11 protein-coding genes are annotated in these 13880 nt (G+C 54.3%); 4 read left to right on the top strand and 7 right to left on the bottom strand.

All coding sequences use genetic code 11. The features are described from left to right. Positions 1-338: 338 nt before the first annotated feature. The 7 genes from BACHE_RS00870 to BACHE_RS00840 form a co-directional block, all read right to left on the bottom strand. A complete protein-coding gene (locus BACHE_RS00870; protein ID WP_013545830.1) occupies positions 339-698 on the bottom strand; it encodes a helix-turn-helix domain-containing protein in 360 nt (119 codons plus the stop codon). Further along, positions 673-2772 carry a bifunctional DNA primase/helicase gene (locus tag BACHE_RS00865; protein ID WP_010992641.1) on the bottom strand — a complete coding sequence of 700 codons (2100 nt, stop codon included), beginning with the start codon at positions 2770-2772 and terminating at the stop codon, positions 673-675. Before BACHE_RS00865 ends, BACHE_RS00870 begins: the two co-directional genes overlap by 26 nt. Then, positions 2735-3163, bottom strand: coding sequence for a helix-turn-helix domain-containing protein (locus tag BACHE_RS00860; RefSeq protein ID WP_004327326.1), 429 nt, complete (start codon positions 3161-3163; stop codon positions 2735-2737). The genes BACHE_RS00865 and BACHE_RS00860 overlap by 38 nt, the downstream gene beginning before the upstream one ends. Before the next feature lie 239 nt (positions 3164-3402). Further along, positions 3403-4239 carry an RteC domain-containing protein gene (locus BACHE_RS00855; RefSeq protein WP_004327325.1) on the bottom strand — a complete coding sequence of 279 codons (837 nt, stop codon included), beginning with the start codon at positions 4237-4239 and terminating at the stop codon, positions 3403-3405. A gap of 147 nt (positions 4240-4386) precedes the next feature. Then, positions 4387-5232: a helix-turn-helix domain-containing protein gene (locus BACHE_RS00850; protein ID WP_010992639.1), complete on the bottom strand. Its 846-nt coding sequence runs from the start codon at positions 5230-5232 to the stop codon at positions 4387-4389. A 222-nt stretch (positions 5233-5454) separates the two neighbouring features. Beyond that, the gene (locus BACHE_RS00845; RefSeq protein ID WP_004327323.1) at positions 5455-5973 is read right to left on the bottom strand and encodes a hypothetical protein; all 519 of its coding nucleotides are present in this window, start codon (positions 5971-5973) and stop codon (positions 5455-5457) included. A gap of 30 nt (positions 5974-6003) precedes the next feature. Further along, positions 6004-6279 (bottom strand): immunity 17 family protein, encoded by a 276-nt coding sequence (locus tag BACHE_RS00840; protein ID WP_010992638.1) that lies wholly within the window; start codon positions 6277-6279, stop codon positions 6004-6006. Positions 6280-6436: 157 nt separating this feature from the next. On the opposite strand from BACHE_RS00840, the gene BACHE_RS00835 reads away from it, so the two are divergent. The 4 genes from BACHE_RS00835 (at position 6437) to BACHE_RS00820 (ending at position 13832) form a co-directional block, all read left to right on the top strand. Then, positions 6437-7192, top strand: a complete 756-nt coding sequence (locus BACHE_RS00835) for a WG repeat-containing protein (protein ID WP_004327321.1) — start codon at positions 6437-6439, stop codon at positions 7190-7192. Between the two features lie 569 nt (positions 7193-7761). Further along, positions 7762-11082, top strand: coding sequence for a SusC/RagA family TonB-linked outer membrane protein (locus BACHE_RS00830; RefSeq protein ID WP_013545827.1), 3321 nt, complete (start codon positions 7762-7764; stop codon positions 11080-11082). A gap of 13 nt (positions 11083-11095) precedes the next feature. Beyond that, positions 11096-12904, top strand: coding sequence for a RagB/SusD family nutrient uptake outer membrane protein (locus BACHE_RS00825; protein WP_013545826.1), 1809 nt, complete (start codon positions 11096-11098; stop codon positions 12902-12904). A 58-nt stretch (positions 12905-12962) separates the two neighbouring features. Beyond that, on the top strand, positions 12963-13832 hold the full coding sequence (locus BACHE_RS00820; RefSeq protein WP_041579534.1) for an endonuclease/exonuclease/phosphatase family protein: 870 nt from the start codon (positions 12963-12965) through the stop codon (positions 13830-13832). Positions 13833-13880 lie beyond the last annotated feature (48 nt).

Genomic DNA, 13880 nt, shown 5'->3' with positions numbered 1-13880 from the left:
TAAAGGTACTGGTATTACCCGATAAGCAGAATAGGCAAGCCCACGCCGTATAAGCATACAGCATGAACATTGCGCCATTCGTCTTGCTTATCAAAAATTACCAGTTTTTTACTTCAAGACGTTCAGCGAACGTACAATATGTATATCAATCCCCGCCTGCTTCCAAGCCGGGCATGAATCTTCTATGTCACGACAGAGACCGTGCCCGAGAGCACCGCCTTCTGTCTTCGTATGGCAAAGATACGGAAACTTCCCGAATAACAAAACAATAGCCCCGCCTAATCTCACGATCCGGCAGGGCTTCATCCACTAAAAGCACCGTCAGAAAAATGTCATTCTCACGGGAACAGCCCCCTTTTCCTGCGCCTTTCCTCTTTCCGGGCTTCCTTCTCCTTGCGTTTCGCAGCCCGTTCCTTCACGTCGGCGAAACGGGTGCGGATGAACTCGTGCACGTCCTTCGTGCGGTAGAACACCTTGCCGCTGATGGTGAAGTACGGCAGCACCCCGATGGCACGGTAGCGTTGCAGCGTGCGGATGCCCACCTTCAGCAGCAGGCACAGGTCTTGGTTGTCCAGCACCTCCTCGCCGTCGAGCGTGTTGTTCTTCTTCAGCACCCTTTCCAGCAATTTCTCCGTCCGGTCGAAGCGTTCCATGATGCGCTCCATCCAGCCCTCAAACTCTTCCCTGTCCGTGTACATAGCAGTCGCCCTCCTTTTCGATGATTTCCTTTTCCCGCATATAGCGGATGTAGCCTTTCGCCGTCCGTTCCTTCACTTCCAGCATCTCCTGTATCAGCTCGCACAGTTCGATGTAGCCGTACTTCTCCTGCCGGGCGAACGCCTCCCGTGCCATCTCCGCCAGCTCCTTCTCCTTGCGCTTCTCTTTCTCCGCCCTCGGCTTCTCGCCCACATAGACGGGCATCCCGGCTTGCTTGTCCCATCTGAACTGCATCAGCGGAATATCCAGCGGGCTGCCGTCCCTGACCTTCAACGCCTTCACCACCGACACCTCCGGGTTCTCGTCCTTCTCGATGGAGAGGATGGCGGCGGACTTGCGTTGCAGCTCGCTGCCGAGGTGTCCCCGCAGCTTCAGTCCGTTCGGCACGAAATGCACCACGGCGGCGATGCACGTGCGGTAGATTCCCGCCAGCCGGTAGATCTCGTCAATCAGCGCCACGCTCTCCGCCTCGTCGTTGGCGCAGCGGATCAGGTCTGCCACCCCGTCGATGACGACCAGATGGATGCCCCCGTGCAGGTAGTGGTACCGGTCCATGCTCTGCACGATGGCGGTCAACCGCTCGCTTCTCGACATCCCTGTCAGGCAGTACACGTGCAGGTACTCCGGCATCCGCTCACGCCCGGCACGGCGCAGCAGCCGCCCCGTGTTCTTGTGGAGCTGTTGCTCGCTCTGTTCCGTGTCGTAGAGCAGCACCGCACGCCCCTTGCGGTTCGGTTCCACCCGCACCCCCAAGAGATCGGCGTCCGTCTCCCGTTCCATGATCGCCCCGGCGACCAGTGCGGCGGTGTAGTTGCTCTTGCCCGTCCCTTCGCCGCCCGTGATGCAGAGGATGTTCTCTTCCGAGCCTAACGGCACGTCCCCGGCGGTAACGATGGCGACCGCCTGTTCGGGCGGGTGGTCATAGTCGATCTCGCACGATTTCAACATCGCCAGCGTGTCCCCGTACAGCGTGTCGAGCAGTTTCAGGAACAGCCCCATCAGCTCCTCCCTCGTGTGCCCGGCTTTGAAGTAGTCCGTCACGTCCTTCTCCGCCTTCGTCCCCGGCAGCGGCAGCACCAGCCGTTTCACCCCGTACTCCGCCAGTTGCGCACGGTGCTTCTCCGAGCATTCCAGCCCCGTCTTGTCCGTGTCGTACAGCAGCACGATGTGCTTGAAGCGATAGACCAGCTTGCGCACGGTCTTCGCCGGGATGACCGAGGTCTCCGAGTTGAAGCAGATGGCGTGGAAGCCGTGCGCCGCCAGCGTCAGCACGTCCTTCTCGCCGCCCGTGAGGAAGAGCAGGTCGCCCTTCGAGGGCAGTTGCTCCAGCCCGAAGCAGTAGTTGTCGCCCGTGTGCCCGCCATAGACGAAGCGCACCTCTGACATCGGGCGATAGACCTTCACGCCCCATTTCCCCCTGTACCCGAACATCGGTTCCGCCGGGGTGGAGCTGAAGCCGAACGCCTTGCCCTCCCTCGTCTCGCCCCGGTACTCGGCGAGCGATACCGTCCCGTAGCGGCGCAGCACCTCCACGGTGATGCCCGATGCGCCCCAGTAGGCAAGCTCCGCATCCGTAAACGGCTTTTCCGTCGTCCGGTAGGGCTTCGGTTCGGGACGGTCAAAGGGCGCAGCCGCCTCTTCCGTGTCCGTTCCGGCTTCCCCGGCACCGCCGCCCCTTGCGCCCGGCACGAGCCGCAATCTCCGGCAGCCCCCGGTTCCTACTGTCCCGTCGGTCGGGATGTCCCCGTCCAGTCCGAGGCACAGCTCCCGGTCGATGGTGTGCAGCACCTCCACGAAGTCGGCGGCGTTCCGGCAGTCCAGCCCTTTCAGCTTCGCCACGAGGAAGAAACAGTCTCCCGAATAGTCCCCGTTGCCGAAGTCCTTCATCCGGTACGTACCGCTCCGGCGGTCGTAATACACGTTGCACGAAGCCTTGCTGTCGGCGTACAGCGGGTTCAGGAAGTTCCTGCCCACCCGCCACTTCACGGGCAGGTAGTGGCGGAACACGTCCAGCCCGTTACTGGTTCTTGCCAGCACTTCTTCCTTTCTTACCATAGCTGCCGTTTTTTCGGTTATGCAGGGGATGTTCCGCTATCATCCGGTCGATCTTGGCGGCGGGCGTCTCCACCATCCACCGCTCACGCAGGCTCTCGACAGCCTGCCGGGGATAGCGTATCTGCCGCCCGATCATCGAATAGGGAATGATATGCTTCTGGCGGTAGCGTTGCAGGGTGCGGTGGCTGATGTCCAGCGCCTCGCACACCTCCTTGTGCGTCATCCACTTCGGGTCGGCTTTCCGTCCCTTGGTCGCAGGGCTTTCCGCTTCCTCTTTCCGTTTGCGCTCCGTTTCCTCCCGGTTCCGGGATTCCTCCACGTAGGCGGTTATCTTCTCGATCTTCTCCACGAGCAGGCGGTAGGCGTTGCTCTCGATGGTCATTATTTCCATTGTCGTACTCATTTTTAGGTTTCTGCCGCAAATGTCGCCCGATTCGCCGGTTTTTCCTGCCACTATATTAGCACCTTGGCAAAGATTTTTTTTTCGGGGCGCATTTTCGCCCTTGCCACCGTTCCGGGCGGTAAAAAGGACCGAGACGGGGTAAAAAAGAGCGTCCGGAAGGCTCTTTCCAGCCCTTCGGACGCTCCCTTCCCGTGTCCTGCCGTCTCTGCCGCCCCGTTGCCAACTTGCTACCGGCTATCCATGTCCCGCATCTTTTTCAGCAGCCTCTCCTTCATCTCGTCCAAGAACGCCGTCGGGTTCTGTTGCCCCCGCAGCCTGCCGAAAGCGTGGTACACGTTGCCCAGATCCACGTGGAAATGCTTCTCGAACAGCGCAGCCAGCTCGCCGATCTCGGCGTTGCCCTCGTCCACGCTTCCCGTCACGTGTATGCCATAGACGAGCAGTATGGCGGCAACCTTCGTGTTCGTCCAGCGGTGTTCCTTCTCCGGCACGGCTTCCGTCTCCGTCCCCTGCGCCGCACGCTCCATCCGGCGGCTCAGGTGTACCAGCAGCATCTCCACCGAGATCAGCCGTGCCGCCAGTATGTCGTAGCCCGTGGAGAACTCCGCCTCCTCGTCCAGCACGAAGCTGCCGCTCTCGGGGCTTAGCTCGCCCTTCGCCCGCAGGAAATAGTAGCTGTCCCGGTACGTCGCCCCGCTGTGGTAATACTGGTAAAAGGGCAGGTAGCGTTCCATCATCCGCTCGGCACGCTCCATCGCCTTGCGGTAGTACGGTTCGGCGACACGCAGGCAGGCGGGGCAGCCGCTCTCTATCTGGTACACCCGGTAATAGTACAGCAGCCTGCCCGTCAGGGCGGGCTTGTAATACTTGAAGTAGAGGATCTCCTTCGCGTCCCCGGCGAACGGATGGGCGAGGGCGTACTCCTTCAGTTCCCGGTTCTTGCCTTTCAGGTACGAGACCATCTCACGGCAGACGCCTATCACCTCCTTGCCGTCCATGCCGGGGGCTGTGGTCGCCATGCGCTGATCCACCTCCTTCAGCAGCCCGTTAAAATATTCTTCCATATAAATCTTGTTTCATGTTGTTTATAAGGGCGCAAAGTTAGCGGACGGCAGGGAAACGGACGTTCTGAATCCTCACCGCCGGATTCGGATTGTCCGCCAATCGGCTCCGGACGGTCGGTTTTTCACGGCAGGGCTGGAAAAGGGAGGCTAAACGGTACGGGCGCACCGGGCGATTTCACGGATTTCGGCAGGAGTAGCCTTCAGGTGCTTCTTGCAGAAGTCCCACAGGTAGCTCGGAGTGGCGAAGCCGCACACGTCGGCGATCTCTTGAAGGGGCATGTCCGTGTCCGCCAGCAGGGAGGTCACGTGCGCTTTCCGCTGTTCCGTCAGCCAGCGGTGCGGAGTGGTGTTCAGCTCCTCCTTGAAACGCCGTCCCAGCGTATTGACCGACATGGCGCATTCCCGTGCCAGTTCCTCCACGTTCTTCACCTTGGGCAGAGCCAGTGCGATTTCTTCCCGGAACGAGCAGCCCCGCAGGTGCGGCAGGTACTTTTCCACCTCCTGCAAGTCCGCCCCGCTGAACATCGGCGGTATGCCCTTGCGGTACTCGGACGCCCGTTCACGGCGGAAGCGGAACAGCAGTCCCGCCAGACGGTTGCAGAGCACGTTCAGGTGCGGGTATTCGTCGTAGGCGTTGATGCTTGCCTGCATCCGGCAGAGGAACAGGAATCCTCCGCAGTCCCTTTCCCGGAAATACGCCTCCGCCGTTTCCAGCAGGAAGTCTGACGAGCTTCCGTGGCGGTGATAGGCGACCAGTATCAGCAGCCCGGCTTCCTCCTTCACCCGGTACGAAAGTACGGGGCGGTGTTCCCGCAGCAGCTCCACCAGCCGCACCATCCGTCCATTCTCCTGTGCGAGCCGTTCCGCCGCAATCCATGTCACCGGACGCTCCGCATCCGTTTGCGGCAATACCTTGCGTACCTTTTCCATCCATTCCCGCCATCCCTCCCGGACGGCTTCATTCATTAGAATTAGTGTAAGATTCTGTTTCATTTTGTTTCAACACGATATTAAATAATACAAATCTTACACGAAATTACAAATTGTTTGCAATAGATGTCCTGCCGACACCCCGTATCGGTCACGATATTTCCTTGAATTACAGATTCGGATTTTGCTCCATAGGTTCGGATATTCAGTCGTGAAAAACAGAAAGGCTGTGCCGGTTCCACCCGCAGAACGGCATGACAGTAAGCAGGGGGAGCCGGAAGAAAGTCATTCGCCGGTTGGTGAGTGCGTCTTTTCCACGGGATATTTACCGTCCCGTATCTCCTGCAACCTTTCGATCAGCGGTTGCTCCTTGGAATGGTTCTTTTGTTCGGCTATAATGAAGAACGATGCAAAACTGCCGATAACATACAGCCAGAACAGGCATTGACCGAGCAATTTCCGGTATTCGCCCATTGTCTCGTACTTCGCCTGCATCGCTTTCAGCTTCGCAGGACGGTAATACAGCTTTCCGGCAATCCAGATAAAAGGGGCGAGCGTCGCTGCGGCGAACAGGTAGGCAACCGGGTTGAACCTGCTCCATTCCACCTTGTCCGTCAGGGAAGAGAACCAGCCCGTCAGCATATCCCATCCCCATGCCTCGAACAAAAGATGGAGAGCCATCAGGTTAAGAAACCACAGGATTGCCATCGTCCACGTGGCATTGGAGATAACCGCCTTGTCTTTCCTTGCACGTTTGTTCTTGCTCCAGAAGTAATACATCCAGTATGCCGGTTCCTTGAACATAGCTTCCTCCTTTCCTTGTTTTCCGCTTGCTTATCCCGTTACGGAGAACAGCAACAGGGCGCATCCCGTTGCGGCGGCAACGATCAGCCCCAGCCAGAAACGGTAACTCCTTTCACCCAGCGTACCCAGCCAGAAATTCCCTTCCCAACTTCCCGGACGGGAGTACGTCCACCGCCATCCGCAGACAATCCCCACAAGCCACAGCAGCAGGATTCCCGCCACGATCAGGTAGCCGTACCTCGGATGCGCCTGCAACCACTCCGGCAGACCCTCCATAAACTCGCTTATCTTATCGAACCATTCCATAGCAATAACAGAAAAAGCCTAATTCATACCTTACGGACGAACCGTTATACATCAAAGCAAAAATAGTGAAAAGTCCAATCACTCAAAAAGTTTCACCGCAAAAATCTTTTCCGTTTGGAAGAAATACGTTTTATTTGCACCTATATAGCCGCAACGTATGAAGAAAGCCTCCCCACATAAAAGAACCAGTCGGCCGAAGCTCCCCGGATTCTTCGACCACCTCTTTTATTGGACGTGGCGCAGTTGTCGGCACGGCTTCCCGGATCGTAGTTTTGCGGTCATCAGTGTGGTCCAGTTTGCCTGCCTCCTGTTTCCTGTCGCCATCGCTTTACAGTTCTTGGGCACTCCGGCTGTCCGCTTCCTTTACGAAACAGACGACCGCCTTACGCTTTTCCCGCTGATACTGCCGTTCCCCGTATTGCTCTGGAGGAATATGCGCATCTATACCGAGGAGCGTTACCGCATGATGCACGACTATTACGGGGCGTTCCATGTATCGGTGCGGCAACGCTATCGCCTCCGTTTCCTTGTCTGCACGGTGCTTGCAGTCCTTGCCATCCTGCTTGAAATACGGCTGTTCACCCTTTATCATGACCGCTGCACGGCCATATCCTCCGGCAACAGCCATCCCGCAAGCCTCTATGTCCCATACCGGTATGACAACGGCAACGACCCCGTGCAGGAAGGCGTTTACCGCATCGTCGATGAAAAAGGGCGTATCGGATATGCGGACGAGCATGGCAATACCCTCATAGAGCCACGCTTCGCTTTTGGCTTTCCTTTCGAGAACGGGAAGGCGAAAGTAACCGACACGGGAGAACAGAAAGAAGTTCCCAGTTCGGATGGGGAATACCACTATTGGGAAAGCGATGATTGGTATTACATCAACCGCAAAGGGCAAAGGATTGAATAAAAGCCCCAAGACTGCCCTAAGCCCGACATTCCAGCCACCCCACCTGCCAAGCCCTTGCAGGGCAAACACGAAGCCGCCAAGCCCTATCGGAACATCCCGTTCATCCCACCTTTCCCCCGAAACAAACACCAAAACTCAAAACCAACTCATTTACAGCAACTTAAAAGAATGTCGGTGCAAGCCGCAAAACAGCCCTGTGTGGCTGGTGCAAGGTGCAGCTATATATATAAATATAGCTGCACCTTGCACCACAGAAATACACACTGAAAATCAACACCTTACACTTTTGGTAAAACCACGGGTGCAACCTCGTTTTTTGCACCACCTCCTGATTTTATGCTTTTCCTGTAATCCGGTAATCCCGAAAAATAAAAAATCCCCGAAACATTTCCCTTTTTCGGTCAAAATCCCTATATTTGCATCAGTTCCAAGAGCAGAGCGAAGCAATGCAGCGAAACCCGCACAGCTACCAAATCGCTACCGGCTACCGAACTTTCTACTCTTTAAGTCTTATCTACCAACCGATTACAAAAAAACGATTGTTTTTTACATAAAAAGGTAAAAGATTTATGAAGAAGGTAAAATTATTTGTTTTAAGTGCCGGCTGCGCGCTGTTGGTTGGCATTGTGCCGCCGCTTCCGGCCTATGCAGTGCCGGTGGCCGACAGCGTATGGCAGCAGAATGGACGTACCGTCACTTGCTATGTGAAGGACGCTCATGACGCGGTGATAGGCGCCAACGTGCTGATAAAGGGAACCGCCAACGGCGTGATTACCGATGTCAACGGCAAGGCTGTGCTGCAGAATGTGACGCCGGACGCCACATTGGTCATCTCCTATATAGGCTACGTTTCGCAGGAGGTGAGGGTGCAGGGCCGGAGCAGCTTCACCGTCGTGCTGGCCGAAGATGCCCGGGCACTGGACGAGGTGGTGGTAGTGGGCTACGGTACGCAGAAAAAGGTCAACCTGACCGGCGCCGTGGAGCAAGTGACCGGTGACGTGTTTGAAGGCCGTCCCACAGCCAATGTGGCACAAATGCTGATGGGAGCCGTGCCTAACCTTAATATATCCTTGTCGGACGGAAAGCCCAACCGTTCTGCCTCTCTGAACGTGCGCGGCACGACATCCATCGGGCAGGGCGGCAGCGCGCTTGTCTTGATAGACGGCGTGGAAGGTTCCATCGACATGCTGAACCCGAACGACATCGAGAGCATCTCTGTGCTGAAGGATGCGGCAGCTTCTTCCATCTACGGCGCACGCGCCCCTTATGGCGTGGTGCTGGTAACCACCAAACATCCGGTGAAGAACAAAACCAAGGTGAGCTACTCGGCCAACCTGACGCTGCAACGACCCACTTCCGTGCCGGATATCGTGACCGATGGTTACACTTGGGCCGAGCATTTCTACGAAGCCTATTATGGATTCCAGCGTTCCACCCCGTCGGGCATCAACAAGTCACAGCAATTTTCCACCGCATGGCTTGAGGAGTACAAGAAGCGCAAGGAAGAAGGAAACCTTGGCACGGTGGTCAGCGACGGCTCTTGGGGAACAACTAAGGGACGCTATGTCTATTTCAACGACCAGACCGACATCTATGGCACACTCTATAAGGACAATGTGTTTTCGCAGACGCACAACCTTTCCGTGTCCGGTTCCGAAGGCAAGTTCGACTACTTCCTCTCCGGCCGATATTACGCTTATGATGGCTTGTTTGACAGCGATACGCAGACCGACAGGTACAAGAAGCTGAACATGCGTGCCAAGGTGGGCTACCAACTCTATGATTGGCTGAAGATCGGCAATAATATGGAGATTGCCCACGACAACTACTACAATCCGGTGACTTACTCGGAAGGAACCGGCAACGTATGGCGTAACATCGCCGACGAAGGCCACCCCTCTTCTCCGGTCTTCAATCCGGATGGAACCATGAGCTACAGCGCGGTCTATTCGTTCGGCGACTTCCTTTACGGCAACAGCGGACGCAAGACGAAGAACAACCTGACCCGCAGCACCACCAGTCTTGCCGCCACTTTTCTGGACAACAAATTGCGTTTCAATGCCGACTTCACTTACAGTGACCGCAATTACTACCAGACCATCAAGCGTGTGAAGAGCAAATACTCTCGTACGGCAGGGGTGGAGGAAACCATCTCCGGAACCCAATCCTACATCAGCGAGACGCAACGCAACGTCAATTATCTTGGCACAAATGCCTATGGCGAGTATGAAGATACCTTTGCCGGAAAACATTACTTCAAGGCCATGTTAGGCTACAATTACGAGCAGTCTCAAACCAAGCAGCTTTATGCCTACAACGACGACCTGCTGACGGAAAATGTGGAGAACATCAATATGGCGATGGGTACGGACAGCAGAAGCATCACTTCTTCTTGGAGCAAATGGCGCACGGTAGGTTCTTTCTTCCGCTTGAACTATGGCTATGACAACCGCTATCTGCTGGAAGTGAACGGCCGCTATGACGGTTCTTCCAAGTTCCCCGCCAATCAGCGTTGGGCATTCTTCCCCTCGGTGTCTGCCGGATGGCGTGTCAACGAGGAACATTGGTTCAAGGTGGCCCCCTCTTTGGTGTCGAACTTGAAACTCCGTGCCTCATACGGTTCGCTGGGCAATGGCAATGTGTCGGCCTATTCTTATGACGAGTCTTTCGCTTTCTCCACCAGCGGACGCATCTTCAATGGCGTGAAACCCCGCTATACATCCATCCCGAGCGAAATACCCGAATCGCTGACTTGGGAAACCTCGCAGACGTTTGATGTGGGCGTTGACCTGGGCTTCTTCAACAGCCGTCTGACGATGAGTGGAGACTACTATGTGCGCAAGACCAAAGATATGTACACACAAGGCCCCACGTTGCCCGATGTATTCGGAGCCACTTCCCCGAAAGGAAACTATGCCGACATGAGCACACGCGGATATGAAGTCTCCGTGGCATGGAACGATGCCGTGGAGCTGGCGGGCAAATCGTTACATTACTACGTCAAGGCCACATTGGCCGACTACCGGTCCACGATAGATAAGTACAACAACAGTACCAAGGCGATAGGCAGCAGCAACAGCCCCAACTATTATGAAGGTATGAAGATAGGTGAGATCTGGGGATATGTGTCCAATGGCTTGTGGCAGTCACAGGCGGACATTGATGCAGCCGAAGCCGCAGCCAAGGCCGCCGGACAAAAATACTACATGCCGGGCATACAGACCGAGAAGAACTACAAACTCTATCCCGGAGACATCAAGATTGAAGACCTGAACGGCAACGGATATATTGACCGCGGTTCTGGTACGGCCGATGATCCGGGCGACCGTAAAATTATCGGTAACTCCGAACCGCGTTACATCTATAGCTTCACTTTGGGTGGAGATTGGAACCGCATCTTCTTCAGCGCCTTCTTCCAGGGGGTGGGTAAGCAAGACTGGTATCCCAACGGTGAGACTTCGGCCTTTTGGGGACAATACAACCGCCCTTACAACCAAATGCCCAAATGGCATCTTGGCAACTATTGGACAGAGGACAACACCGATGCCTATCTGCCGCGCTACGCCGGATATTACCGTCCGGCATATTCGGGGGGAAGCAATGCCAACACCCGCTACTTGCAGAATGTGGCATATCTCCGTCTGAAGAATATCCAGATAGGTTACAATCTGCCGGAAGAATGGATTAAACCCCTGAAACTCACGGCAGCCAGCATTTACTTCTCCGGTGAGAACCTTTTCACGTGGTCACCACTCTACAAGCATAGCCGGGATCTTGATGTCACCAATATCTACGGTTCGGACGCAGATCTCTCCAGCTCCAATGTAGGAGACGGAAACAACTATCCCACCATGAAGAGTTTCAGTATCGGTGTTAATTTAACTTTCTAAACAGACTATCAGAATGAAGAATATAATCTATAAATATGCGCTGATTGCTCTCTCGGCAGTTGCCATCAGCAGTTGTGACCTTACCGAAGAACAGCAATCCACGGCCGGGCGCTCCATGGTCTTCGGCTCCGAATCGGGACTTGCGGCTTATACCTATTCTTTTTATGACCAGTTGCCGGACTATGGCAATGCCTTCAAGCAAGATGCTACGGCTGCCGACTTTGCTGCCAAGAACTCTACGGGAACCTACGAAAGCGGTGCTTATACCACCAATACCTCTACCGGTTGGAGTTGGTCGGCTCTGCGAAACATCAACTATTTCATCAAGTATAACACCAATGAGGCAGTCAGCGAGGTAGTGCGCAACAACTATACGGGCATTGCCCGCCTTTTTCGCGCCTACTTCTACTTCGACAAATTAGTGACTTACGGTGAAGTGCCTTGGATAGATGAGCCCATTGCCAGCGATGACAGTGAGAAACTTTATGCTCCGCGCGACACACGCGATGTCATTATCACCAAAATGATAGAAGACCTGGACTATGCCTTTGCCAACATTACGGCAAGCGGAGTTACAGGCAACTCAAATACGGTGAACAAGTGGACGGCAGCCTTTTTGAAGTCTCGTGTATGCCTTTTCGAAGCCTCCTGGCGCAAGTATCATGCCGGAACAGACTATGTGAAGAATTGCACCATCACGGCCGATGCGCTTTTTACCGAAGCTGCCGATGCGGCCAGATTGGTAATGGACAGTGGTGTGTACAGCATCTATACCGGCACGGCCTACGCCAATGGACGCGGTTCCTATCGCGAGCTCTTCATCAGTGACAACACGGTGGTTCAAGAGGTGATACTGGCCTGCTCCACAGACAAGACCTTGCAGATGGGCGAGCAGAACTGGTGGTACAATTCATCTACTTATGGTCCTCACTTGTGCATGACCCGTGTGTTTGCCAAGACTTATTTGAATCGGGACGGCAGCTTCTATGACGAGAAGAATTCCGACGGCTCCTACAAAACTTTTGTGGAAGAAACCGCCGGGCGTGACACCCGTCTGAACCAGACTATCCGCGGTTATGATTACACCCGCAAGGATGCGAGTGGAAATTATGTGGCGACAGCCGCCAACTATACCGGACATACGCTCACCGGCTATCAGTTCACCAAGTATGTGATGGATGATGTATCCTATGACGACGGTCGCAACAATGACAATGATATTCCTATCTTCCGTTATGCCGAGGTGCTGCTGAACTATGCCGAGGCCAAGGCAGAACTGGGCATTCTGACTGATGCGGAATGGAAAAACACTATCGGAGTTCTGCGCCGTCGTGCCGGCATCACCGGGGGAGACCTTGACAAACTGCCGACAGTTACGGATGCTTATCTGCAAAAAAACTATTACCCTTCCATTTCCAATCCCGTGATTCTGGAGATACGCCGCGAGCGTGCCATCGAGCTTTGCTTGGAAGGCACTCGCTTGAACGATCTGAAGCGCTGGGCTTGTGGCAAACTGTGGGAAACGAACGAATGGACCGGTGTCTATATCCCGGCTCTCGACACGCCTCTCGACATGAACGGTGATGGAGTGAACGATGTCTATATCACCAAAGACACCAAGTATTCTGGTGAATACAACTCTATCCTCGTGAAACTGGGCTCTACGCAGACTGTTCAGGAATTGGCCGATGACCCAAACCATGGATATATCTATTGGTATCACATCACTTCGCGCGTCTGGAACGATAACATGTATCTGTATCCCATTCCGCAGGAAGTGCGCAACATTAACGGAAGTATCACGCAGAATCCGGGTTGGTAAATGAGATTTATGGATTATCAAATTATAAACTATATTGGCATTGTGCATTATGAATGATATGAAAAAACAGTTATACTCTCTTTTGTTCTTTTTTGTACTGCTTTCTTGTGGTGGTGAAGGCTTTGCAATGTCTCCCGCCAAGGGAGATGGTAAAACAACCTTTGTGGCAGCTTCTTTCAATATCCGCATGGATACTCCGAAAGATAGCGTCAACGCCTGGCCCAACCGTAAAGAGTTGGTGAAGGCTCTTGTCCGTTTCCATGATTTCGACATCTTCGGTGTGCAGGAAGCTTTCCGCCACCAGTTAGACGGCATTCTGGAGTTGAACGAATATGCCGGTATCGGTGAAGGACGTGACGGAAATGATGAAGGTGAGCATTCCGCTATCATCTACAAGAAGAGCCGTTTCACTTTGTTGGATAAGGGCGATTTCTGGTATTCCGAAACACCGGACCGGATAGGGCTTGGTTGGGATGCTACCTGCTGCAATCGCATTTGCTCTTGGGGAAAGTTCAAGGAGAACAAGACTGGAAAGGAATTTTATTTCTTCAATTCCCATTTTGACCATCAGGGAGTGGTTGCCCGCAGGGAATCTTCCAAGTTGCTGCTGAAGAAAATCAGGGAAATTGCAGGAAATACTCCTGCATTCTCTACCGGTGATTATAATGCGACTCCCGATTCCGAGCCCATACGGATTATAGTATCGGATGGATTGCTTAAAGATTCATATACCCTCAGCGAGCAGGCTCCATACGGAACGGTCGGTACTTATCAGGGCTTCAAGAGACTGGCAAACTCGCAGTCGCGCATCGACTATGTGTTTGTAACCAAGGAAGTGCGTATCTTGAAGTATGGCACACTCAATGAAGTGCCCAATGGAAAGTTTCCGTCCGACCACTTTCCTGTCATGGTGGTTGCGGAACTCTGATTTTGCACTGTGATTCAGAATGATATTTTTGTATTTGTAAAGAAGTAT

The sequence above is a fragment of the Bacteroides helcogenes P 36-108 genome (assembly GCF_000186225.1).
GTDB classification, from domain to species: Bacteria; Bacteroidota; Bacteroidia; order Bacteroidales; family Bacteroidaceae; genus Bacteroides; species Bacteroides helcogenes.
Note: the sequence above shows the minus strand (reverse complement) of the source record. Positions and strands in the feature narration are given on the sequence as shown.

What these genes read in the sequence shown, in the direction of transcription:
- BACHE_RS00870 (WP_013545830.1), bottom strand. Translation starts at nt 698, where the DNA reads ATGTACACGGACAGGGAAGAGTTTGAGGGCTGGATGGAGCGCATCATG.
- BACHE_RS00865 (WP_010992641.1), bottom strand. Translation starts at nt 2,772, where the DNA reads ATGGTAAGAAAGGAAGAAGTGCTGGCAAGAACCAGTAACGGGCTGGAC.
- BACHE_RS00850 (WP_010992639.1), bottom strand. Translation starts at nt 5,232, where the DNA reads ATGAAACAGAATCTTACACTAATTCTAATGAATGAAGCCGTCCGGGAG.
- BACHE_RS00830 (WP_013545827.1), top strand. Translation starts at nt 7,762, where the DNA reads ATGAAGAAGGTAAAATTATTTGTTTTAAGTGCCGGCTGCGCGCTGTTG.
- BACHE_RS00835 (WP_004327321.1), top strand. Translation starts at nt 6,437, where the DNA reads ATGAAGAAAGCCTCCCCACATAAAAGAACCAGTCGGCCGAAGCTCCCC.
- BACHE_RS00820 (WP_041579534.1), top strand. Translation starts at nt 12,963, where the DNA reads ATGAAAAAACAGTTATACTCTCTTTTGTTCTTTTTTGTACTGCTTTCT.
- BACHE_RS00855 (WP_004327325.1), bottom strand. Translation starts at nt 4,239, where the DNA reads ATGGAAGAATATTTTAACGGGCTGCTGAAGGAGGTGGATCAGCGCATG.
- BACHE_RS00845 (WP_004327323.1), bottom strand. Translation starts at nt 5,973, where the DNA reads ATGTTCAAGGAACCGGCATACTGGATGTATTACTTCTGGAGCAAGAAC.
- BACHE_RS00825 (WP_013545826.1), top strand. Translation starts at nt 11,096, where the DNA reads ATGAAGAATATAATCTATAAATATGCGCTGATTGCTCTCTCGGCAGTT.
- BACHE_RS00840 (WP_010992638.1), bottom strand. Translation starts at nt 6,279, where the DNA reads ATGGAATGGTTCGATAAGATAAGCGAGTTTATGGAGGGTCTGCCGGAG.
- BACHE_RS00860 (WP_004327326.1), bottom strand. Translation starts at nt 3,163, where the DNA reads ATGGAAATAATGACCATCGAGAGCAACGCCTACCGCCTGCTCGTGGAG.